Here is a 20,660-nt window from a genome sequence, read left to right on the forward strand (position 1 = left end):
CGAATCACAAGGAGCCCTCCCATGAAACTGAATCGACTGTTGTCCCTCGCATGTGTCACGTTTGCGGTGACGTTTGCCGGCTTTTCCGGTGCGGCGTCCGCACAAACGCCGGATGTGCTGAACGTGGCCACCGACGCGACTTTCCCGCCGATGGAATTCACCGAAAACGGCGCACGCGCCGGCTTCGACGTCGACATGATGAATGCGCTCGCGAAAGCCATGGGCAAACGCGTGCAATGGACCGATATCGACTTCAAAGGCTTGGTGCCGGGCTTGATCGCGCATCGTTTTGACGCGGCGATTTCCGGCATCTATATCACGGACGAACGCGCGAAAGTGATCGACTTCACCGACTCGTATTACGCGGGCGGCCTCGTCGTACTGGTGAAAGACGGTTCGCCGATCAAATCCGTGGCCGACCTGAACGGCAAGAAAGTCTCGGTCCAGGTGGGCACGAAGTCGGTCAATTTCCTGCGTGACAACTTCCCGCAAATCAACCGCGTCGAAGTCGAGAAGAATCAGGAAATGTTCGACCTGGTGGGTATCGGCCGCGCCGATGCCGCGGTGACCGGTAAGCCCGCTGCCTATCAGTTTGCGAAGACGCGCGGCGGCTTCCACGTGCTCGAGAAGCCGCTGACGACCGAAGCCTACGGCATCGCTGTGCGCAAGGACGAACCGCAACTGAAGGCCGCATTCAACACAGCGCTGGCGAAGATCAAGGCGGACGGCACGTACGCGGCGATCGTCAAGAAGTGGTTCGGCGCCACCGCGCAATAACTGGCTGAGCAGAGACAATGGAACTCGATTTTTCACCGGTGATTGCCGGTTTTCCGGACATCATGCATGGCGCGTTGGTGACGGTCGAAGTGACCGCCGCGTCGCTCGCGCTGAGTTGCGTGCTGGGCTTGCTGATCGGTATCGGCCGGCTCACGCCGAAGCGGCGCATCGTGTATGGCTTGTGTACCGCGTACCTCACGTTCTTCCGCGGCACGCCGTTGCTCGTGCAACTTTTCCTGCTGTTCTTCGGGTTGCCGCAATTCGGCATTCTGTTGCCGGCTTTCGTGTGCGGGATGCTTGGGCTCGGCCTGTATTCCGCGGCCTACGTATCGGAGATCGTGCGCGGGGCGATTCAATCGGTGGATCGCGGGCAGATGGAAGCGGCGCGTTCGATCGGCATGTCGTCGGGTCAGGCGATGCGCGCGATCATTCTGCCGCAGGCGATCGTGCGGATGATCCCGCCGCTTGGCAACGAGTTCATCGCGTTGATCAAGAACTCGGCGCTGGTGTCGTTGCTGACGATCGATGATCTGATGCACGAAGGTCAGAAGATTATCAGCGTGTCGTACCGTTCGCTGGAAGTGTATCTGGCTATCGCGCTGGTGTATCTGGTGTTGACGCAGGTGACCAATTACGCGCTGCATCGTGTGGAGCGCCACTTGCGTGCAGGAGGGATGGTGCAATGAATACCGTAGCCAAAGTGGATGAACCTATCGTCAGCATTCGTGGGCTGACCAAATCGTTCGGTTCGCATACCGTGCTTAACGGTATCGACTTCGATATCCAGCCACAGCAGGTGGTGGTCGTGATCGGACCGAGCGGCTCCGGGAAAAGTACTTTCCTGCGTTGCTGCAACGGGCTTGAACAGGCTGAAGGCGGCACGATCGATATCTGCGGGCATCGGTTGGTGGATCAGGGGGCGATGCTCAAGGAGCGCTCGCTGAATGCGCTGCGCACTGAAGTGGGCATGGTGTTTCAGTCGTTTAATCTGTTTCCGCATCTGTCGGTGCTGCATAACATCACGGTCGGTCCGCGGATGTTGCGCGGCGCCAGTAAGGCCGAAGCCGAAGCGGCGGCCATCGCGTTGCTGGAAAAAGTCGGGCTCGCCCATAAGGCGCATGGGATGCCGGCGAGTTTGTCGGGCGGTCAGAAGCAACGCGTTGCCATTGCTCGCGCGTTGGCGATGCAACCGCGCGTGATGTTGTTCGACGAGCCCACTTCTGCGCTCGATCCCGAACTGGTCGGCGAAGTGCTGCAAGTGATGAAACTGCTCGCGAGCGAGGGCATGACGATGGTCGTCGTCACGCACGAAATGGGTTTCGCGAAGGAAGTCGCCGACGTGGTGGTGGTGATGGACGGCGGCGTGATCGTCGAGGCCGGACCGCCAGCCGAGATTTTCTCGGCACCGTCGCAGCCGCGCACGCGGGCCTTCCTGCAGGCGGTGTTGTCGCGCGCATGAGAGTTCCATTCGATGACAAGGTGTGGAGCGGCCGTTCTGACGATGGTGAACCCGGCGATACCCGGCGTGTTTTCAATCAGGTAGTGCCGTTCGGCGGCGCGCTGCAGCCTGAGGATGGTGTTCGTGGCGCGCCGTGCTCTGAAAGCGACGCGCCGGTGATCATCGGCTTTGGTTCCGACGAAGGCGTGCGGCGCAATCAAGGGCGTATCGGCGCGGCACATGCGCCGAAAGAGCTGCGTCGAGCGCTGGCCGGTCTGCCGGCGAAAACGTCGATGGCGGTATTTGCCGATGCGGGCGATGTCGTGTGCGACGACGGCGACCTCGAAGGCGCGCAGGCGGAACTCGCGAGCGTGGTGAGCGATGTGCTCGCGAGCGGCGGCCGGCCATTGGTGTTTGGCGGCGGTCATGAGGTTGCGTGGGGGACGTATAGCGGTTTGCGCTTGCATCAGGATCGCGTGGTGGGGGCCGCGGGCATGGATGCGGGTGCCGCGATCACGTCGGCAACTTCAACGGCTGCGGCAGCGGATGTTGGTGCAAGTGCGAGTTCGACAGTCACGTCGACAACTGCAACCCGCAAGCTGCTCATCATCAACTTCGACGCCCACTTCGATCTGCGCCAGAAGCGGCCCGCTAATTCGGGCACGCCGTTCGATCAGATCGCGAGCGATTGCGCCGAACGAGGTGTGCCGTTCAACTACACCTGCTTTGGTATCAGCGATCTGGGCAACACCGCTTCGCTGTTCGCGCATGCAGAGGAGCTCGGCGTGCGCTACCTGCTCGACATCGACATGCAGGAATCGCAATTGCCGCAGCGTCTGGACGATCTCCAGCAGTTGCTGGATTCAACCGACGACGTGTACTTGACCATCGATCTCGACGTGCTCCCGGCCGCCACCGCGCCGGGTGTGTCGGCGCCTGCTGCGTTGGGCGTGCCCTTGTCGGTAGTCGAAGCGATGGTGCAGCGCGTGCGTGCATCGGGCAAGCTGCGCGCGGCGGATATTGCGGAGTACAACCCGTCGCTTGATCAGGACAAGCGCACGGCGAGGGTGGCCGCGAGGCTGGCGTATCGGTTGCTCTGAGTGTTGCTGATCGCGCTGCACTGCATCGCGCAGGCAGCACAAAAAAATGGCTCGCCGGGTTATTCCGGCGAGCCATTTTCTATTTCAGCTGCGCGTTCACGTTGTACGGTTCTTTGTTTTCCTGGACATGTCCTGCGCCGGGTTCTGCGCCTACCTCGGCTACTTTATATCCTTGAAGCACTCGATAGGACGAGTCTTATTTGATAGAAATTGTTGCATAGTTGCATCCAATGACAACTATTGACGAATCTTTAATCGTTTTCCGATATTTTTGCGGCTTATTTTTTATCCGTAATCAAAGCAAAAAGAATGAATCGGAAGACGCACAGGCTGGTTTACAGCCGACTGAGAGGAATGCTGATTGCCGTCGAGGAAACCGCTGCGGCAACGGGAAAGGAGACCGGCCAGACCACGGTTTGCAACGGCGATAATTCGGCCAGCCACCCAGCGCTATTCGCACTGCGGCAGATCGCGTTCGCCGCACTTGCGCTAGTCGGTGCGTTCCCCTCATGGTCACGCGCACAGATTGTTCCGGGTGGCGCGCATGCGCCGTCTGTCGTCCAGACACAGAACGGTTTGCCGCAAGTGAACATCAACCGGCCATCCGGCGCTGGCGTCTCGATGAACACGTACGGCCAGTTCGATGTGCAGAACAAAGGCGCCATACTGAACAACTCGCCGACGATCGTGCAGACCCAGCAGGCGGGCATGATTAACGGCAACCCGAACTTCGGCCCCGGTCAGTCTGCGCGAGTCATCGTCAACCAGGTCAACAGCAGCGCGGCAAGCCAGATCAACGGCCATCTTGAAGTCGCGGGCCAGCGGGCCGAGGTAGTGATTGCGAACGGTTCGGGCATCAGCGTGAACGGTGGCGGCTTCATCAACACCTCACGCGCGATCCTGACGACGGGCACGCCGAACTTCGCACCGGATGGCTCGCTCTCGGGCTTCAACGTGACGGGTGGCAACATCAGCATCCAGGGTGCGGGGCTGAATGCGGGCGATACCGATCAGGTTGACCTGCTCTCACGTGCGGTACAGGCGAACGCCGCGATCTATGCGAAGAACCTGAATGTCGTGGCGGGTGCGAACAGCATCAATCACGACTCGCTCAATGCGACGCCCATTGCAGGTGACGGTCCGGCGCCCGGGGTCTCCATCGACGTAAGCCAGCTCGGTGGCATGTATGCGAACCGTATCGTTCTGGTTGGCACGGAGAACGGTGTAGGTGTCTCCACCAAAGGTGTGCTGGCCGCGCAGTCAGGCGACCTGACGCTGACCACGCAGGGCAAGCTGGTGCTCGCCGGACAGACCAATGCGAGTGGAAACCTCGACCTGTCCGCGCGTGACGGCATCGATAGCAGCGGGACGACCTACGCGCAGCAGAACGTCACGGTGGGCACGTCGGGCGCGCTTGCGAACAGCGGCGTGCTCGCGGCGCAGCACAACACGACGGTCAATGCTGCCAGCATCGCATCGACGGGCACGCTTGGCGCAGGCGTGAACAGTGACGGCAGCCTGGCACAGACCGGAGAACATCGCGACCTCGCAGGAGACGCAGAGCACATCGAGCTACTACCAGAAACACGAGTCTGGCCTCGGCACGGGCGGGGGGATCGGCATTTCGGTGGGCAGCAAGACGCAGACCGACACGGCCAGTACCACGCAGGTAACGAACACCGGCAGCACGGTCGGGTCGCTCGATGGCAGTCTGAACATCACCGCAGGCAAGGACCTGCATGTAACGGGTAGTGATCTGGTCGCCGCACAGAATGTCACGGGCACCGGGGCGAATGTCACGATTGATTCTGCCGTCGATACGATGCACCACGACGAGACGCACGAGGTCAAACAGAGCGGCTTTACCCTTGCGATCAAGGCCCCGGTGATTGACGCGGTGTCCAACACCGTAAACCAGGCACATGCGGCGAGCCACAGCCAGGATGATCGCGCGGCAACGCTCCATGGCATGGCAGCAGCGAGTGGCGCGTACGATTCCTACGGTGCGGCCAGGACGGCGTTGGGCGAGCTTGCCGACGGCAAGAAGCCGGAAGGGAAGATCGAACTCAGCTAACGGGACCGTTTACCAAGTTCGACAAGAGCGACGCGGACTTTATGCGTAACACAACGGCAGATGGAGCGGGGATGGTTTCGACTAACGCCGGACGTGTATCGTCACTTGCGGCAGCGGGTGCGTCGATAACACCTTGCTCAGTAGTCTGTGAGGGTATTGCATACGGCGGAACAATCATAGGAATCGCCGCAGATGCGGTTGGGCAATTGGCTAAGCCGAATACCGGGCAGTACCTTTTTAATGGTTCTACGTCTATTGCATCGAACTACATATCAGCGGCATCGCCCGTGTTGACCCCTGCCGTGAATGAGTTGGTGAATCAAGTAAGCGGTAGTGGCGTGGCTACGAACGTGCAAGAAAAGATAGATGGCATTTTCGGGCCGCAAACTTCCAAGGGGAAAAAATGAAGATCAGATTCATCGACAACGGCAACCTAGCTTCATGGCTTCGCTTGACGCTAATCGTTATTGGAATAGAACTTGCCTTTATCGCACTTGAATTTGAACTCCCGGTCCTTTGGGCGAGAGTTTTCTTGTTAGTCGGCTTTTTGTCAGTGCTTGTCGGTGGAATGACCAGTCGGGCCAAATTGCTAAATATCAAACCCTTCGATAACAGCTACAAGAAGGCACGCGAGAGCTACAAGACCGAAGACGATAAACAGGATGAAGTGAAATGAGTAGAACGACATACACGCCGTCGCCGGTCCAACCGACGACTGGATCGTCAGGCATTGCGATGAACACGGCGGGTACTATCTGTCCGAAGGGCAATTGTGGTGTGACAAACGGATCGGCGCAGATGCCAACGCAGCAGCAACTTGCTGACGCGGCTGGGACGGCGTCAGCGCAGCTTGGAGTCGCCAGTGCCACAGCGGCGGCGATTGCTTCATACACAGCCGACAAGCCTTATATCTCGGGGCCGGCTGCTACGTTCTCGTTCGCGACTGGCGCAGCGTCGTTTGCGTTTGGTGGTCTACAGCAAGCGCTCGCACCGAACATCGGGCAATACCTTACCGAAGGCACACTTATTGGCTTAGCAGGCTACTACGCTGGCGACAGATATCCGCTGATTGGTCCGGCAATTGCGCAAGCGGGAAATATGCTGCCAGATTCGAAGACGGTCGGTGACTTCGAAAAGTCGATCAACTCCAAAATCAACAGTCTGGTCAATAAGTGAGAGTGATGAAAATTAGATTAATCGAAGATGGGAATTTCTCGCGCTGGCTCCGCACCGCCTTCTTTGTGGTCGGCGCACTCTTGATCGTGCTGCCCACGAAATTTATGGAATCGTCCTGGCTGTGGTTTGGGCTCTTGCTTTGTGGCCTCGTACTAATGGCGTTGGGGTCCTACGCATCGCGGGCGCATACGCTCGGGATCAAACCGTTTGACAACAGCTACAAGAAAGCCCGAAAAAGCTACGAAGCGAGGGACAACGAGCAGGACCAGTCTTGATGGCAAGGATGCCGGTTGTGGCCGGGAAGTACAGATTATTTCAACAACTGCTAGAAATATTTACTTTGAGAAAAGAACCCATGAAAATCCGATACCTTGCTGCGCTTCTCTTCCCACTTGTTGGTGCGTGCTCCGTACTTGCCCCGGATCTTGCAGATGAAAATCAGGGACTAAAAGGTCAGGCAGCGGAAAGCTTGGAGCAATTTTATGGAACCTATCAAGTGGCGAGTGCCAAAGGCCGAAACTGGAATGTATCGACGGTATCAGTCATCCGTGGTGATGCTGCCGGAAATAATCTCCCGCTGTTTCGTCTATACAGGAAAGACGGCAAACAGTTCGACACAATCACGCCACGCGTGTGCGAAACCTCGAACACGCGCAAGAAGCCCGAAGGTAGTAATGGCACTTACGTGAGGTGTGGGCTAACGGGCATGATGTCCAATGAGCCGTTCCTTATCTTCGACAGCTTCCCAATGGTATCGAAGTCAAACAATCTCATCTTCAAAGAGAAGCCGTTTGAAATAAAACCCGGTGAATATCACCTCTTCCTAGCCTATAAAAATGGCGGATCGGCAGACTTCGAACTGGTTCGCGTCAACAACGGTAGTGCGAACAAACCGGCAGTAGAGTAACCGTTATCTCTACCGTCGCTTCCTGTTCGCTACAACCGACAACTACATCCGGGTGAAAAGAGCGCAATAGCGAAGCAGGCGAACGGCGACCAGGCCGAACAGGACAAATTGACGACGGCGGCATGGCTTGCGGTGAAGTGCTGGGCAGAATATCCAGTGGGCAGCGACGAGTATTGGCGGCACCGGCGGTGGGTACAGCCGTGACCAAGGCAAGACAAGAATGGGGTGGTAACTATGGTTGGCATTTCTGGCTCAACGCCTAAAACAAGAGGCCAGAAGATAGTGGGGATGCTTGCCTTCACGGCCATTATGGGTTTCATAGCGTACGTGATACTCAAAAACATCTTCTTCCGTTAAAGCAACAAACCCGGCGCCTGCCGGGTTTGTTGTTTGTGGGTTGTGCAGTTGCGTTTGCCGCGTCGTTGCAGCATGGCCTCAGTTTCTGACTCAGTCATGTACCTGCTGGCGACTCTGTAGTCATAATCCGGGGTGATGGTGATGTGGCCGAACCGGTGATCGACGCTGAACATAACATGCTGTCCAGGCAGGAAGCCCGCTTGTTCGAGCAACGCATCGGTGACCCGCATCCACGGAAAGGCAACGCCTATACGTTTCTCCTGCTGACTGTCTGTGTAAGGCGTTTCCTCAAGCGCAACGGAAATGCGCGTGGTTTGTCCGGCACAGGCGCGCCGTGGTTTATGATTGGCATTAGCCATAGTCAACTCCTTTGGTGAGTTGGTGGTGGTCAGCGGGCGGTGAGTGTTGGTAGCACTCATCGCCCGCGCTTCGTTTACATCACTTCTCCTACTGTTTCTACGTTTATAGCAACCTTTGCTAGCCGCTAATGATCTGCCTGGCGCGGTGCCTCAAAATCATTCCATCGAGCAGCGCCCTGACGATATGGCGGTCTTCATCGGGCATTTGGCTAACCGCCTCGAACTGCAGACGCAAGTCGTCGGACGGACCGCGCTCGTTATCGCCAAACACCAGTTCATCCAGACTGACATGGAGTGTCTGCGCCAGACGTGTCAAGGCTTCTAAAGTCGGCTGCGCAGACCCTGCTTCATATCGACGGACTTGATTGACGTGTACCGTTGCGGCTTCGGCCAATTCTTGCTGGGTAAAGCCACGTGATTTGCGCACCTTAAAAAGAAATGTGGGGAAGTTCATGAGCATGAATCAAAGTATTGCGGATGCCATGAGCATATTGCCCAACGATCCTCGGACGCTTGCGGAAAAAACATTATAAGGCGGCAAGATGCGGCCTAGGAAGGGCATTGAAGTTTTTTGACAAACGAACGGATAACGCCTTGCGTTAGGTAAGCGGGCGCTGCCAATCAAGACGGAAATCGTAAATGGTGCGGCTATTCGCGAGACGTAAGGTGACGCGCCGACAAGATCAAAGTGAGCGTGCAGATGATATGGATAACCAGGCAACCGCGCACAAGCTCGATGGGAGGATAGGCCTCACCTTTGCGACAAACTTTGACAAGAGCCGAGTACCCCACTGGCAAACTTGTGCTTTGGGCCGCGCAGAACAATAGGTGTGTAACAGCGGCATCTCGACACTCAAACTCGTCAGAAGCGAAATGGGGAGCCTGATTATCAGATTCAGCTAAAGCGAGTCGAGTAAAGCACCGGTTTGGAGTGAGTAACGATGAAAGTCAGAAAAAGGCTGGCGGTGCTGCCGCTCACAGCCTTGGTATCGCTCGCGTCTAACGCGCAGCATGCGCCGACGCCTGCCGACGAAGCGGCAGCCGCGCGTGCCAACGCGGAGCAGAACCAGCAGATCCAGCGGCAACGCGATGCACAGCAACGCGACGCAATCGTGCAAGCGCCCGCAGTGCGCTCGACCCTTCCGACATTCGAAGGTTTCCCGCTGCTGCCGGTCGAAACGCCGTGCTTCCATATCGGTGCGTTCGCGCTCGATGTCCCCACGAAGCTGCCCGATACCTTGCGCAGCAGGGGAGCCTCGGCCCTATCACAGGACCCGTTCGCATTCGCACGCGAATGGCTCGACCACTACAGGGGCCAGTGCATCGGCCAGGCCGGTATCGACACGCTGACGAAGGGTCTGCAGCAGGCGATTCTTTCGCGTGGCTATGTAACGACGCGCGTCCTGCTGCCCGAGCAGGACCTATCGAAAGGCACGCTCGCATTCGCTCTCGTTCCCGGCGTTGTGCACCAAATCCGCTTCGCCGATCCCGACACACGCGGCACATGGAAATCCGCATTCCCGGCCCGAGACGGCGACCTGCTGGACCTGCGTGACCTTGAGCAGGGTCTCGAACAGATGAAGCGTGTCGCGTCGCAGGACGTGGACATGAAGATCGAGCCGACCGACACACCCGGTGAAAGCGACGTCGTCATATCAGTGAAGCGCTCGAAGCCTTGGACCTTCGTTGCATCCGTGGATAACTCCGGGACGGACGCGACCGGCAAATGGCAGGGCAACGTGAGCCTCGGCATCGACAACCCGCTCGGCCTGAACGACGTGTTCACAGTCGGCGCAAATCAGGACCTGTCTTTCGGCAACAAGTCGCTCGGCTCGCACGGGTTCAACGGTTCCTATTCAGTGCCCTGGGGTTACTGGACCGCGACACTATCGGGCAACACGAACACCTATTACCAGCAGATCGCGGGCGTGAACCAGACGTTCGTGTCCAGTGGCAACTCGCAGACAGCAGCGCTCAGGCTCGCGCGCGTACTGAGCCGCAGCCAGAGCGACGTGTTCGGCGTGGAGTTCCAGCTTTCGAAGCGCTTCGGCGAGAGCTTCATTGACGACACGGACATACCGCAGCAGAGGCGCAACAACACATTCATCGAAGCCGGTTTGACCGATCGTCATTACTTTGGCACATCGCAGTTTGACGGCACGCTCGCGTATCGCCAGGGCATCGGCGGCCTCGGCGCGACGGCTGACCCGAATCCAGTCGGCCCCACGTACCGCTACCACATGGCCGTGCTCGACGCGAACTTGTCGGTGCCGTTTGCCATCGCGCAACAGACCTTCCGATACGTGACGACCGTTCACGTGCAGTTCACCAACGACACGCTGTTCTACCTGGACGACCTGACCATCGGCAGTCGCTACACGGTGCGCGGCTTCGAAGGTGAAACGATGCTCGCCGCGGAGAAAGGCTTTTACTGGCGCAATGAACTGCAATGGCCGGCCTTCCAGACGGGACAGACGCTATACGCTGGGATCGACTACGGGCGCGTGTTCGGCCCGAACACGGCGTATCTGGCGGGGACACAACTCGCGGGTGCGGTGATCGGCATTCGGGGCAGTGTTCCGGCGAAGTACGCCGGGTTCTCGTATGACCTGTTCGCGGGGACGCCCATCTACAAACCCGCAGGCTTTCCGACCGCCCGCGTGACGGTCGGCTTTCAGATGACCGCGCAGTTCTAAGCGCGCGGCGGAGCAACGGATTGTGCCGCGCCCATAACACGAACACCTACTACCGGAATCTAGCAGGCGTGAACCAGACATTCCTGTCACCGGCAGTTCGGATTGCGGTGCGTCCTCTTGTGTAATGGCCCTTAAACGCCAAAGCCTGGTGCATGCCCAAGCTTGAGGGTACTTTGTCGGCAATCTGACGCCGCGATTGATCGCGCCTTCTTCATTGCAGCGTGGCGGCTGCTACTTCTTGTTAGTGCTGCACCGCCGTCTGCCGCGCATCGGCTTGCGCGCGTGCAGCCGCGGCAGTCCTCATGCGTTCCCGGTTGCACGTCGCAGCTTTGTCCGGCGCTGTTTCTGTGTCCGCTTCTTTTGCTTCCGGTTCTGCCTGTGCGACGTCGGAAAGAAGTTTCGCCGCAACTCTGCTAGGCGAGAATGGACTTGACTATGTGCGTATGCACACATACACTACCGAACATGACCCGTCCTCTCTCCTACGACGAATGCAACTGTTTCGCGCTGCGCCAGGCGGCGCGGCACGTCACGCAAATCTACGAGCGCCATCTCGGCCAGGTAGGGCTGACGGCTGCGCAGTTCACGATTCTCGCCAAGCTCGCGCGCACGCCGAACCTGCCAATGGTCGACCTGGCGGACTCCATGGTCATGGAGCGCACCACGCTGGTCCGCGCCATGAAGCCGTTGCAGCGTGACGGGCTCGTGGTCGCCGAATCGGCGGAGCATGACGGCCGCACGTTTCTGTTCAGTCTCACGGAGAAGGGCGAAACCACCTTCGATCAGGCGGCCATCGCATGGCGAGCGGCGCAGGACGAGTTCGAGGAAAAGTTCGGCCACGCACGGGCCAAGGCGCTGCGCTCCGAGCTCTTCAGCATCACCGGGTAGACAAAGCGTATGAGCTCGTTCCGACGAGTCTTAGTACGTTTAATTGTGTGCATACGCACTTACGAAAAAGGAAGCGCAGCGATGGATGGGCTCTTCGACGACGACTGCTTTGCGATCCGCCAGGCCGCACGCTATGTGTCGCAGCTTTACGATCGCCACCTTGGAAATGTCGGCCTTACCATCACGCAGTTTTCGGTGATGGGGCGCCTGAAGCGCACCGGTCCGATGACCATGAGGCAAATGGCCGAAGCGATGCGCATGCAGCGCACCACGCTGGTCCGCACGATCCAGCCGCTGCGGCGCAACGGACTGATCTCGAGCGAGACACTCGGGACGGACGCGCGGGCATTGTCGATTGGACTGACGGCAGCCGGCGAAGAGCGTTTGCAAGCAGGGCGCAAGCATTGGTATGCGGCGCAAGGCGAATTCGAGGATCGCTTCGGCGAGCAGCGCGCGGCGGCATTGCGTTCCGAGTTGTTTGCCATCACAAGCAATCCCATTTGAATCAGGCCCGCGCGGAGCGGGCCAAGCCCGGCGCAATACAACGCGCCGTTTTTTTAGCTTAACGAGTGCATACGCACATACGAACATCATGTCCACTACACCCTCGACTATTGCACCGCCCAGCGTGGCAAACGCCGCCAAACCGGCACGGCGCATTCCGTGGATGCTGCTCGCGATCATCACGGTGCTCGCTGTGCTGGCGCTTGCCGCGTCGTACTGGTTCTTCGTCGGCCGCTTTGTCGAAACGACGGACGATGCCTACGTCGGCGGCGATGTGACGGTGATGTCGCCGAAGGTGAACGGCTTCGTCACTGATGTGTTGGTGCGCGACAACCAGTTCGTGCATGCGAATCAGGTGTTGATCCGGCTTGATGCGCGCGATTACGACGCTCGTCTCGCGCAGGCCAGCGCGGAAGTTGAGAGCGCACAGGCCGCCGTCACCGAGTTGCAGGCGAAGAAGTCCTTGCAGTTGGCCACCATCAACGAGCAGGCCGCCGAGGTCCGCGCGTCCGGCGCCGAGTTGACGCGCAGCGCCGCCGATCAGACGCGTTATCGCGAACTGGTGAAGGACGATGCGGTATCGAGCCAGGTCGTGGAACGCGCGGACGCCGATCTGACCAAGGCGCATGCCGCGGTCGATCGCAGCAGCGCGGCTTTGATCGCGGCGCAACGGCAGATCGCCGTGCTCGACGCCCAGATCGGCGACGCCGAGGCGCGCATCGCCACCGCGCAGGCGGCGCAACGGGTCGCGGCCTTGAATGTGGAGTACACCACGATCCGCTCGCCGATCGACGGTTACGTCGGCAATCGCACCGCGCGCGTCGGCCTGCTGGCGAACACCGGTGTTTCGCTGCTGACCGTGGTGCCGTCGAGCGGACTGTGGATCGACGCCAACTTCAAGGAAGACCAGTTGAAGAAGATGCAGGTTGGCGACGGTGTCGACGTCGATCTCGACGCGTCGAGCAAACGGATTCACGGCGTGGTTGAGAGTCTTGCGCCCGCGACCGGCGCGACCTTCAGTGTGCTGCCGGCGGAGAACGCCACCGGCAACTTCACGAAGATCGTGCAGCGCGTGCCGGTGCGTGTGCGTCTCGAGGTGCCGAAGGACATGCAGGGCGTGCTGCGACCCGGGCTCTCGGCGACGGTGAAGGTACATGTCGGCGCTGGCAATGCGCCGGCCCAGGGATAAACCGATCATGGCTCAAGCTCCCGCCCATTTCGCCAATCCCGCCGACCAGCCGACGCGCACCAAGTTCCTCGCGTTCGCCCTGATGTGTCTCGGCTTTTTCATGGCGACGCTCGATATCCAGATCGTTGCGTCCTCGCTCAAAGACATCGGCGGTGGTTTGTCTGCGAGCCAGGACGAACTCTCGTGGGTTCAGACGTCCTATCTGATCGCCGAAATTCTCGTCATTCCGATGTCGGGCTGGCTCACGCGAGTGTTTTCCACGCGCTGGCTGTTCGCGTTTTCCGCACTCGGTTTCACGATCACCAGCATGCTGTGCGGCCTCGCATGGGACATCAACTCGATGATCCTGTTTCGCGGTCTGCAGGGTGCGCTCGGCGCGGCGATGATTCCGACCGTTTTCACCACGGCATTTGTGCTGTTCCCCGGCAAACAACGGCTGATTGCGTCCACCACCATCGGTGCGCTGGCCACGCTCGCGCCGACCATCGGTCCGGTGATAGGTGGCTGGATCACGGCGCAATGGTCCTGGCATTGGCTGTTTTATCTGAACCTCGTGCCTGGAGTCGCCGTCACGCTGTTGGTGCCGAAATACGTCCATATCGACGAGGTCGATCTTTCCTTGCTGAAAAAAGGCGACTACCTCGGCATCCTGCTGATGTCCGGCTTTCTCGGCTGCCTCGAATATGTGCTGGAAGAAGGCCCGCGCAAGAACTGGTTCGGCGACGACGTGATCGTTCTGTGTACATGGGTGTCGGCGATATGTGGTTTCCTGTTCCTTGTACATGCGTTTACCGCGAAAGAACCGATTGTCGATTTGCGCGCGTTGGCGGTTCGCAACTTCGGCATCGGCAGTTTGTTGTCTTTCATCACCGGGATCGGCATTTTCTGCACGGTGTTTTTGACGCCGGTGTTTCTGTCGCGCGTACGGGGCTTCGATTCGTTGCAGATCGGCTTGGCGCTGCTGTCGGTCGGCTGTTTCCAGTTGCTCGCGCTGGTGGCATATTCGACGCTGGCTCGTTTCATCGATATGCGCTGGTTGATGGTGTTCGGACTCATTCTGTTCGGTGTCGGGTGCTATCTCTATGTGCCGTTGACCAGTGAGTGGGGCTGGAAGGAACTGCTGATACCGCAGGCGTTGCGCGGCATCGGCCAGCAGTTCTGCATTCCGCCTATTGTCACGATGGCGCTCGGCTCCTTGCCGCCTTCGCGGCTGCGCTCGGCAAGCGGCCTGTTCAATCTGATGCGCAATCTGGGCGGTGCTATTGGCATTGCAGTGAGCAGCACGATGCTCAACGATCGGTTGAATCTCCATTACGAGCGGCTCGATGAACACTTGAGCGCGGGGCGCCCGGTGGTCGAATCGATTTTGCAGCAGCAAAGCGCGCACTTCGCGGCTGTCGGCGGCGACGCGCTGAATGCGGCCAACGCAGGCCTCGGCGAGTTGCATGCGCTGCTGATGCGCGAAGCACTCGTACTCACGTTCTCCGACACGTTTTTTGCGTTGTCGCTCTGTTTTGTCGTCGGTTTGCTGAGCGTGCTGTTCTCGCGCCCCTTTGGCAACACCGCACCGCCGCCCGATGCTCATTGAGGAATTCAGCATGAAACCCATCGTTATCAAACTACTGGCGAGCGCGGCGCTGCTGACGCTCGCGGCATGTGCGGTGCAACCTGAAACGCATGCGGACCTGCAGCATACGGTTCAGACAGTCGCGCCGACCGCGTGGAGTGTCGATGCGCCTCAAGACAGCGTAAGCGCCGATACGTGGTGGGCGCAATTCGGCGACCCTGTCATGCATCAGCTGGTGGAGTCGGTGCTGACCCGCAATCTCGACGTGCAGGCCGCGGTGGAACGCGTCAAGCAGGCGCAGGATCTTGCGACGCAAAATCGCGCGGCATTGCTGCCGGAGTTGAACGCTAGCGCGACCGCATCCGACTCCCGGCAGAACACGCCGCCACCGCTCGGCTATGTGCGTCAGGCCGGCGTTGGCGTGACGGCGAGCTGGACGCCTGACGTTTTCGGCGGCGAACGTCTCGCTGTTCTCGCAGCGCAGGCGCAAGTGTCCGGTCGGCAGGCGGCCTTGAATCAACTGCGTCTGGCACTCGCGGCGAACACAGCGGCGGCGTATATCGATCTGCGCTGGGCGCAATCGGAATTACAGATTCTCAGCGACAACGAACAGATCCGCGCCCGCGCCTTGAAACTCACGCAGGAACGTTTGCATTACGGACTGTCGACGCAACTCGACGTCGCACGGGCACAGAACCAGTTAAAGGATTTGCAGGCGCAGATCCCGCGCGTGCAGTCGACCGTGCAACATCAACTGAGTCTGATCGCGGTGTATTCGGGGCGCACGCCAGAGAGCGTCGACGGCTTGTTGCTGGCTGATGCACATCAAGCTCGCGACATTCCGGTGCCCGCGCAAAGCGTGCCGCAGACGTTGCCGTCCGACGCGCTGTTGCAGCGGCCCGACGTGCGCAACGCCTACGCCACGGTCGAACAGCGCGCGGCGGAAGTAGGTGTATCAAAAGCGCAGCGCTATCCGCAGTTCAGGCTCAATCTCGCCGATGGCTTGCTGGCTTCGTCGTACCTTGGCTTGCCGACGCTGACCGATAACCTCTTCAGCGCTGCATTGAACGCCACGAGTCCGATCTTCAACGCCGGCCGCATCACCGCGAACATCGACGCGAGCGAAAGCCGGATGCGCGAGTCGCAGCTCGGCCTGCAGCAGACCATGTTGCAGGCGCTCAAGGAAATCGAGGACAACCGCAGCGACCTGGTGAATGGCGCGGTGCAGGTGCAACGCCTGGGCGGTGCGCTCGATGCATCGGATCATGCGCTGCATCTGTCGAGTGAGCTCTACAAGGGCGGTGCGACGGACTTTCTCGATGTGCTCGCCGCGCAGGAGGCGTATCTGCGCGATGCGGAATCGTTGAATCAGGCCAAACGCGAGCATGCGCTTGCAGCGGTGGCGCTGTACCGCTCGCTCGGCGGCGGCTGGGATGTCCCTGAAACAGTCACGGCCGCATCGGTTAATGAAAGATCGGCAACGCCAGATAGCCCTTGATGACAATCGCGTTGGCAATGTCGATAAAGAAGGCGCCCACCATCGGCACGACCAGAAAGGCGAGGTGCGAATGGCCGAAGCGGGCCGTGACGGCTTGCATGTTGGCGATGGCCGTAGGCGTGGCGCCGAGACCGAAACCGCAATGACCGGATGCGAGCACGACAGCATCATAGTTGCGGCCCATCACGCGGAACGTGACGAAGATCGCATAGAGCGCCATCAAAACGGTTTGCGCAACGAGAATCGAAACGACCGGCAGCGCTAGCGAAGCCAGGTCCCAGAGCTTGAGCGTCATCAGCGCCATGGCGAGGAATAGCGCGAGGCTCACGTTGCCGAGCAGGGCGACGGCGTGATCGATAACGGGCTTGCCCGCGAGCCCGAGTACATTGCTTAGCACCACGCCGACGAAAAGCACGCAGACAAAAGTCGGCAGTTCGATCGCCGTGCCGGCCAATACTTGTGCGAGCGCGTCGCCGGCCGCGAGGCTGATCGCGATCAGCGCTAGCGTCTCGATGAAGGCGGCCGGCGTGGTGGCTTGTTCCGCCTTCGGTTTTTCGAAGGCGAGCGGCGGTTCGGCGGAGCTGTCGGCATCGTTCTCCGCGTGGTTTTCTGCGTGCGCGACGTCCTTCCTGGCCACTTGCCGCATCAGCACGCGCGCCACCGGGCCACCGAGAATGCCGCCCATCACGAGGCCGAAAGTCGCGCAGGCGATCGCGGCCTCCGTGGCGGACTGAAGCCCATGGTGTTCGGCGAACACTTTGCTCCATGCCGCGCCGGTGCCATGACCGCCGGACAACGTGATCGAACCCACCAGCAATCCGTACAACGGATCAATGCCCAATACATAAGTGAGCGCGATGCCCACTGCATTCTGCAGTATCAGCAGGCCGATCACGAGGCCGAGAAAACGCAGCAATAGCGGGCCGCCTGACTTGAGGCTGGCGAGGTTGGCGTTGAGGCCGATGGTCGCGAAGAAGGCGAGCATCAGCGGCGTTTGCAGCGCTGTATCGAAGCGTACTTCGATCTGACTCGTCATGCGCACGACCAGCAATACGATCGCCACGAGGAGTCCGCCGGCGACGGGTTCGGGAATCGTATAGCTGCGCAGCAGGGGGATCCATCCGACTAGGCGGTTCCCCAGCAGCAGAACCAGTGAAGCCGTGACGAGTGTTCCATAGATACCGACGTTCATAGGCGACCTCACTGAGCATGATTGATGGTCACAGCGTTACGAGGCGTCTGACGGCGTGTGGAGCGGCTAAGGAGCGAGCGAGAAACACCGGTGGCGTGAGAGTACCTGAACGGAGTTGATCCAACAACGATTGCCGCGAGGCGAACTGTCGCGGAGCGTTTGGCCGTCAATACCGGAGTAAGACCATATTTAAAGTTTTCTCCAGCATCGGTTTCGATTAGCATCATTGCCACTTTCACAAGAACACCAAGAGACATGGCACTGATCGCACGAAACATTCTCGGGATTGCCGCACTGCTGCTTATCGCTTTCATCTTTTCGACCAACCGCCGTGCCATTCGCTTACGGACTGTAATTGCGGCGCTGCTCGCGCAGATCGGTATCGGCGCCTTCATTCTCTTCGTGCCGATCGGCAAGACGGTCCTCGCGGCGGCTGCGTCAGGCGTCAATCACGTACTCGGCTATGGCAACGCGGGCATTGAGTTTCTGTTCGGCGGCCTGGTGCAATCGAAGATGTTTCAGGTGTTCGGCGACGGGGGCTTCGTCTTTGCCGTGCGGGTGCTGCCGGTCATCATCTTCGTGACCGCGTTGATCTCCGTGCTGTACTACATCGGCGTGATGCGCTGGATCGTGATCGTGCTCGGCACGATATTCCAGAAGCTGCTCGGTGTATCCAAGCTCGAGTCGTTCTCAGCTGTCACGACGATCTTCCTCGGCCAAAGCGAAATGCCGGCCGTGGTCAAACCGTTTACGCGCGACATGACCGGCGCCGAACTGTTTGCGGTGATGTCGAGCGGCATGGCGGCGGTTGCCGGGTCGGTGCTGGCGGGTTATGCGGGCCTGGGTGTGCGGATTGAATATCTACTGGCTGCGTCGTTCATGGCGGTGCCGGGCGGCTTGCTGTTCGCCAAGATCATTCATCCGACCACCGAACCGAGCCGCGTTCATCTCGAGCACCTGAGCTTCGACGAGAAACGTCCTGCGAATGTGATTGAAGCCGCGAGTTCCGGCGCGACCGTGGGCCTGAAAATCGCCGTGATGGTCGGCGCGATGCTGATCGCGTTCGTCGGCCTGATCGCGTTGCTCAACGGCATTGTCGGCGGCATAGGCGGGTGGTTCGGCCATCCGCAACTGTCGATGCAGTCGGTGCTTGGCACGGTGTTCGCGCCGCTCGCGTATCTGATCGGTGTGCCATGGAACGAAGCCGCCATCGCCGGCAATTTCCTCGGCCAGAAGATGATTCTCAACGAGTTCGTCGCCTATGCGTCGCTGTCGCCGTATCTGAAAGACGCCGCAAGCGTGAGCGCGGCCGGTCTGCAGGCACTCGATCCGCGTACCATTGCTATCCTGTCGTTTGCGCTATGTGGCTTCGCGAACTTTGCGTCGATCGCGGTGCTGACGGGCGGCTTCAGCGCCGTCGCGCCGGAACGCCGCGCCGAAGTCGCGCGCTATGGCCTGCGCGTCGTGCTTGCCGCGACGCTCTCGAACCTGATGAGCGCCACGATTGCGGGCATGTTCCTGACGCTGAATTGAATTGAGGATCGTTGCATGAACATGGAACAACTGCTGGAACGCGCGGGTGTCGCGAGAGACAAGGCCTATGCGCCTTATTCGAAGTTCAAGGTCGGCGCCGCGCTGCTGACTAAAGATGGCACAGTATTCGAAGGCTGCAACGTCGAGAATGCATCGTATGGACTGTGCAATTGCGCTGAACGTACGGCGTTTTTCAGCGCCATTGCCGCGGGCTATCAGCGCGACCAGTTCGCCGCGCTTGCCGTGATCGGCGATACGGATGGACCAATCGCACCGTGCGGCGCGTGCCGCCAGGTGATCATCGAACTGGGCGGCCCCGAATTGCCGATTCGCCTCGGCAATCTGCATGGCGCTACTCGCGACACCACCGCGCGTGAACAATTGCCGGACGCGTTTTATCTATGAGCAAGCACAAGGTTATCTACGACACCGATCCCGGTGTGGACGATGCGATGGCGCTCGTTTTCCAGGCGCTGCATCCGGACATTGAATTGCTCGGTCTGACGAGCGTTTTCGGCAATGCCACGATCGAGACCACCACGCGCAATGCGCGTTTCCTGGCCGGGCGGTTCGCGCCGGGCGTGCCGGTGGCACAGGGCGCCGCTGCACCGCTCAAGCGCGCAGCACCCGAGCCGCTCGCCTGGATTCACGGCGATAACGGCCTTGGCAACATCGCGATCGAAGCCGGTGTTGAAGCGGCGCTCGACGCACGCCCCGCACACCGCTTTATCATCGACACGGTGCGCGCCCATCCCGGAGAAGTCACGTTGATCGCCGTCGGTCCGCTCACGAACCTGGCATTGGCGTTGGCCGACGATCCGCAGATCGCCTCGCTCGTCAAGCAGGTGGTCATCATGGGCGGCGCGTTCGGCACGGACGGCGTGCTCGGCAACGTGACCCCCGCTGCCGAAGCGAACATCCTCGGTGACCCCCATGCCGCTGACATGGTGTTCGGCGCGCCGTGGCCGGTTGCGGTCGTCGGGCTCGACGTTACGCAGCGCACCATCATGAGCCGGGACTATCTGGCGTCGCTGCGCGATCGCGGCGGTGCAGCAGGGCGGTTCGTGTGGGACGTGTCGCGGCACTACGAGGCCTTTCATGAGCAAAGCGCGCAACTCACGGGTATTTACGTGCACGACTCGTCGGCGGTCGCCTATGTGCTGGCGCCGCATCTTTATACGACCCGCAACGGCCCCGTGCGTGTGCTGACGGACGGTATCGCGGTGGGCCAAACCATCCAGAAGCCTTCTACGATGCCTATGCCCGCGCCAGACTGGGACACCCGGCCCGAGAGCAAAGTCTGTCTGGACGTGGATGTGCCCGGGATGCTCGCGCTTTACGAGCGCACCCTCTGCGGCACGCTGTAGGATGATCTTGTCACGCTGCCGCCGCGTGTTCAGGGAGG

Annotated in this window: 22 protein-coding genes and 2 pseudogenes; 21 read left to right on the forward strand and 3 right to left on the reverse strand. The window is 59.9% G+C overall.

Annotated elements, in window-relative coordinates; genetic code table 11:
• The first annotated feature begins 21 nt into the window (after positions 1 to 21).
• The 12 genes and pseudogenes from HHL24_RS12795 to HHL24_RS12840 all read left to right on the forward strand — a co-directional run bounded on the left by HHL24_RS12795 (position 22) and on the right by HHL24_RS12840 (position 7,472).
• A complete protein-coding gene (locus HHL24_RS12795; protein ID WP_169485831.1) occupies positions 22 to 777 on the forward strand; it encodes a transporter substrate-binding domain-containing protein in 756 nt (251 codons plus the stop codon).
• A gap of 17 nt (positions 778 to 794) precedes the next feature.
• Positions 795 to 1,463, forward strand: coding sequence for an amino acid ABC transporter permease (locus HHL24_RS12800; protein WP_169485832.1), 669 nt, complete (start codon positions 795 to 797; stop codon positions 1,461 to 1,463).
• Entirely contained in the window at positions 1,460 to 2,236 is a 777-nt protein-coding gene (locus HHL24_RS12805) for an amino acid ABC transporter ATP-binding protein (protein WP_169485833.1), read from the forward strand. Before HHL24_RS12800 ends, HHL24_RS12805 begins: the two co-directional genes overlap by 4 nt.
• Positions 2,233 to 3,315, forward strand: a complete 1,083-nt coding sequence (locus tag HHL24_RS12810; RefSeq protein ID WP_169485834.1) for a formimidoylglutamase — start codon at positions 2,233 to 2,235, stop codon at positions 3,313 to 3,315. The genes HHL24_RS12805 and HHL24_RS12810 overlap by 4 nt, the downstream gene beginning before the upstream one ends.
• Before the next feature lie 309 nt (positions 3,316 to 3,624).
• Positions 3,625 to 4,851: pseudogene (locus tag HHL24_RS12815) on the forward strand (two-partner secretion domain-containing protein); the annotation flags it as partial.
• A pseudogene (locus tag HHL24_RS44770) lies at positions 4,823 to 5,092 on the forward strand (hemagglutinin repeat-containing protein); the annotation flags it as partial. The pseudogenes HHL24_RS12815 and HHL24_RS44770, both read left to right, overlap by 29 nt.
• A gap of 45 nt (positions 5,093 to 5,137) precedes the next feature.
• Positions 5,138 to 5,389, forward strand: a complete 252-nt coding sequence (locus HHL24_RS43940; protein WP_230417445.1) for a hypothetical protein — start codon at positions 5,138 to 5,140, stop codon at positions 5,387 to 5,389.
• A gap of 71 nt (positions 5,390 to 5,460) precedes the next feature.
• Entirely contained in the window at positions 5,461 to 5,796 is a 336-nt protein-coding gene (locus HHL24_RS12820) for a hypothetical protein (RefSeq protein WP_169485835.1), read from the forward strand.
• Complete coding sequence (locus tag HHL24_RS12825) at positions 5,793 to 6,065, forward strand: hypothetical protein (protein ID WP_169485836.1); 273 nt, start codon at positions 5,793 to 5,795, stop codon at positions 6,063 to 6,065. Before HHL24_RS12820 ends, HHL24_RS12825 begins: the two co-directional genes overlap by 4 nt.
• Positions 6,062 to 6,565, forward strand: a complete 504-nt coding sequence (locus HHL24_RS12830) for a hypothetical protein (protein ID WP_169485837.1) — start codon at positions 6,062 to 6,064, stop codon at positions 6,563 to 6,565. The genes HHL24_RS12825 and HHL24_RS12830 overlap by 4 nt, the downstream gene beginning before the upstream one ends.
• Positions 6,566 to 6,570: 5 nt before the next feature.
• Positions 6,571 to 6,840 carry a hypothetical protein gene (locus HHL24_RS12835; RefSeq protein WP_169485818.1) on the forward strand — a complete coding sequence of 90 codons (270 nt, stop codon included), beginning with the start codon at positions 6,571 to 6,573 and terminating at the stop codon, positions 6,838 to 6,840.
• Positions 6,840 to 7,472, forward strand: a complete 633-nt coding sequence (locus tag HHL24_RS12840; protein WP_169485838.1) for a hypothetical protein — start codon at positions 6,840 to 6,842, stop codon at positions 7,470 to 7,472. Before HHL24_RS12835 ends, HHL24_RS12840 begins: the two co-directional genes overlap by 1 nt.
• Positions 7,473 to 7,825: 353 nt before the next feature.
• Here HHL24_RS12840 and HHL24_RS12845 read toward each other — a convergent pair whose 3' ends face one another.
• On the reverse strand, positions 7,826 to 8,188 hold the full coding sequence (locus tag HHL24_RS12845) for a SymE family type I addiction module toxin (RefSeq protein ID WP_169485839.1): 363 nt from the start codon (positions 8,186 to 8,188) through the stop codon (positions 7,826 to 7,828).
• Between the two features lie 118 nt (positions 8,189 to 8,306).
• Positions 8,307 to 8,642: a helix-turn-helix domain-containing protein gene (locus HHL24_RS12850; RefSeq protein WP_169485840.1), complete on the reverse strand. Its 336-nt coding sequence runs from the start codon at positions 8,640 to 8,642 to the stop codon at positions 8,307 to 8,309.
• Between the two features lie 487 nt (positions 8,643 to 9,129).
• On the opposite strand from HHL24_RS12850, the gene HHL24_RS12855 reads away from it, so the two are divergent.
• The 6 genes from HHL24_RS12855 to HHL24_RS12880 all read left to right on the forward strand — a co-directional run bounded on the left by HHL24_RS12855 (position 9,130) and on the right by HHL24_RS12880 (position 16,530).
• Positions 9,130 to 10,884 carry a ShlB/FhaC/HecB family hemolysin secretion/activation protein gene (locus HHL24_RS12855; RefSeq protein WP_169485841.1) on the forward strand — a complete coding sequence of 585 codons (1,755 nt, stop codon included), beginning with the start codon at positions 9,130 to 9,132 and terminating at the stop codon, positions 10,882 to 10,884.
• Positions 10,885 to 11,349: 465 nt separating this feature from the next.
• Positions 11,350 to 11,772, forward strand: a complete 423-nt coding sequence (locus HHL24_RS12860; protein WP_169485842.1) for a MarR family winged helix-turn-helix transcriptional regulator — start codon at positions 11,350 to 11,352, stop codon at positions 11,770 to 11,772.
• Between the two features lie 81 nt (positions 11,773 to 11,853).
• Positions 11,854 to 12,276, forward strand: a complete 423-nt coding sequence (locus HHL24_RS12865; protein ID WP_169485843.1) for a MarR family winged helix-turn-helix transcriptional regulator — start codon at positions 11,854 to 11,856, stop codon at positions 12,274 to 12,276.
• An 88-nt stretch (positions 12,277 to 12,364) separates the two neighbouring features.
• Positions 12,365 to 13,465 (forward strand): HlyD family secretion protein, encoded by a 1,101-nt coding sequence (locus tag HHL24_RS12870; protein WP_206002842.1) that lies wholly within the window; start codon positions 12,365 to 12,367, stop codon positions 13,463 to 13,465.
• A gap of 7 nt (positions 13,466 to 13,472) precedes the next feature.
• Positions 13,473 to 15,053: a DHA2 family efflux MFS transporter permease subunit gene (locus HHL24_RS12875; protein WP_169485844.1), complete on the forward strand. Its 1,581-nt coding sequence runs from the start codon at positions 13,473 to 13,475 to the stop codon at positions 15,051 to 15,053.
• 10 nt (positions 15,054 to 15,063) lie between these two features.
• A complete protein-coding gene (locus HHL24_RS12880; RefSeq protein ID WP_169485845.1) occupies positions 15,064 to 16,530 on the forward strand; it encodes an efflux transporter outer membrane subunit in 1,467 nt (488 codons plus the stop codon).
• Here HHL24_RS12880 and gltS read toward each other — a convergent pair.
• On the reverse strand, positions 16,496 to 17,722 hold the full coding sequence (gene gltS, locus HHL24_RS12885; protein WP_169485846.1) for a sodium/glutamate symporter: 1,227 nt from the start codon (positions 17,720 to 17,722) through the stop codon (positions 16,496 to 16,498). The two genes, HHL24_RS12880 and gltS, sit on opposite strands and share 35 nt — an antisense overlap.
• 255 nt (positions 17,723 to 17,977) lie before the next feature.
• Here gltS and HHL24_RS12890 point away from each other — a divergent pair, with 255 nt between their 5' ends.
• From HHL24_RS12890 to HHL24_RS12900, 3 genes are read left to right on the forward strand one after another with little or no spacing between them, the layout of a single operon-like run.
• Positions 17,978 to 19,255, forward strand: coding sequence for a NupC/NupG family nucleoside CNT transporter (locus HHL24_RS12890; protein WP_169485847.1), 1,278 nt, complete (start codon positions 17,978 to 17,980; stop codon positions 19,253 to 19,255).
• A gap of 15 nt (positions 19,256 to 19,270) precedes the next feature.
• Positions 19,271 to 19,660, forward strand: a complete 390-nt coding sequence (locus HHL24_RS12895; protein ID WP_169485848.1) for a cytidine deaminase — start codon at positions 19,271 to 19,273, stop codon at positions 19,658 to 19,660.
• On the forward strand, positions 19,657 to 20,622 hold the full coding sequence (locus HHL24_RS12900) for a nucleoside hydrolase (RefSeq protein WP_169485849.1): 966 nt from the start codon (positions 19,657 to 19,659) through the stop codon (positions 20,620 to 20,622). Before HHL24_RS12895 ends, HHL24_RS12900 begins: the two co-directional genes overlap by 4 nt.
• The last annotated feature ends 38 nt before the right edge of the window (positions 20,623 to 20,660 follow it).

It is taken from the genome of Paraburkholderia polaris, from assembly GCF_012927345.1.
In the GTDB taxonomy this organism is placed as follows: Bacteria; Pseudomonadota; Gammaproteobacteria; order Burkholderiales; family Burkholderiaceae; genus Paraburkholderia; species Paraburkholderia polaris.

What these genes read in the sequence shown, in the direction of transcription:
- gltS (WP_169485846.1), bottom strand. Translation starts at nt 17,722, where the DNA reads ATGAACGTCGGTATCTATGGAACACTCGTCACGGCTTCACTGGTTCTG.
- HHL24_RS12865 (WP_169485843.1), top strand. Translation starts at nt 11,854, where the DNA reads ATGGATGGGCTCTTCGACGACGACTGCTTTGCGATCCGCCAGGCCGCA.
- HHL24_RS12830 (WP_169485837.1), top strand. Translation starts at nt 6,062, where the DNA reads ATGAGTAGAACGACATACACGCCGTCGCCGGTCCAACCGACGACTGGA.
- HHL24_RS12845 (WP_169485839.1), bottom strand. Translation starts at nt 8,188, where the DNA reads ATGGCTAATGCCAATCATAAACCACGGCGCGCCTGTGCCGGACAAACC.
- HHL24_RS12835 (WP_169485818.1), top strand. Translation starts at nt 6,571, where the DNA reads ATGAAAATTAGATTAATCGAAGATGGGAATTTCTCGCGCTGGCTCCGC.
- HHL24_RS12820 (WP_169485835.1), top strand. Translation starts at nt 5,461, where the DNA reads ATGGTTTCGACTAACGCCGGACGTGTATCGTCACTTGCGGCAGCGGGT.
- HHL24_RS12870 (WP_206002842.1), top strand. Translation starts at nt 12,365, where the DNA reads ATGTCCACTACACCCTCGACTATTGCACCGCCCAGCGTGGCAAACGCC.
- HHL24_RS43940 (WP_230417445.1), top strand. Translation starts at nt 5,138, where the DNA reads ATGCACCACGACGAGACGCACGAGGTCAAACAGAGCGGCTTTACCCTT.
- HHL24_RS12890 (WP_169485847.1), top strand. Translation starts at nt 17,978, where the DNA reads ATGGCACTGATCGCACGAAACATTCTCGGGATTGCCGCACTGCTGCTT.
- HHL24_RS12860 (WP_169485842.1), top strand. Translation starts at nt 11,350, where the DNA reads ATGACCCGTCCTCTCTCCTACGACGAATGCAACTGTTTCGCGCTGCGC.
- HHL24_RS12895 (WP_169485848.1), top strand. Translation starts at nt 19,271, where the DNA reads ATGAACATGGAACAACTGCTGGAACGCGCGGGTGTCGCGAGAGACAAG.
- HHL24_RS12795 (WP_169485831.1), top strand. Translation starts at nt 22, where the DNA reads ATGAAACTGAATCGACTGTTGTCCCTCGCATGTGTCACGTTTGCGGTG.
- HHL24_RS12900 (WP_169485849.1), top strand. Translation starts at nt 19,657, where the DNA reads ATGAGCAAGCACAAGGTTATCTACGACACCGATCCCGGTGTGGACGAT.
- HHL24_RS12800 (WP_169485832.1), top strand. Translation starts at nt 795, where the DNA reads ATGGAACTCGATTTTTCACCGGTGATTGCCGGTTTTCCGGACATCATG.
- HHL24_RS12810 (WP_169485834.1), top strand. Translation starts at nt 2,233, where the DNA reads ATGAGAGTTCCATTCGATGACAAGGTGTGGAGCGGCCGTTCTGACGAT.
- HHL24_RS12805 (WP_169485833.1), top strand. Translation starts at nt 1,460, where the DNA reads ATGAATACCGTAGCCAAAGTGGATGAACCTATCGTCAGCATTCGTGGG.
- HHL24_RS12825 (WP_169485836.1), top strand. Translation starts at nt 5,793, where the DNA reads ATGAAGATCAGATTCATCGACAACGGCAACCTAGCTTCATGGCTTCGC.
- HHL24_RS12840 (WP_169485838.1), top strand. Translation starts at nt 6,840, where the DNA reads ATGGCAAGGATGCCGGTTGTGGCCGGGAAGTACAGATTATTTCAACAA.
- HHL24_RS12850 (WP_169485840.1), bottom strand. Translation starts at nt 8,642, where the DNA reads ATGAACTTCCCCACATTTCTTTTTAAGGTGCGCAAATCACGTGGCTTT.
- HHL24_RS12855 (WP_169485841.1), top strand. Translation starts at nt 9,130, where the DNA reads ATGAAAGTCAGAAAAAGGCTGGCGGTGCTGCCGCTCACAGCCTTGGTA.
- HHL24_RS12880 (WP_169485845.1), top strand. Translation starts at nt 15,064, where the DNA reads ATGAAACCCATCGTTATCAAACTACTGGCGAGCGCGGCGCTGCTGACG.
- HHL24_RS12875 (WP_169485844.1), top strand. Translation starts at nt 13,473, where the DNA reads ATGGCTCAAGCTCCCGCCCATTTCGCCAATCCCGCCGACCAGCCGACG.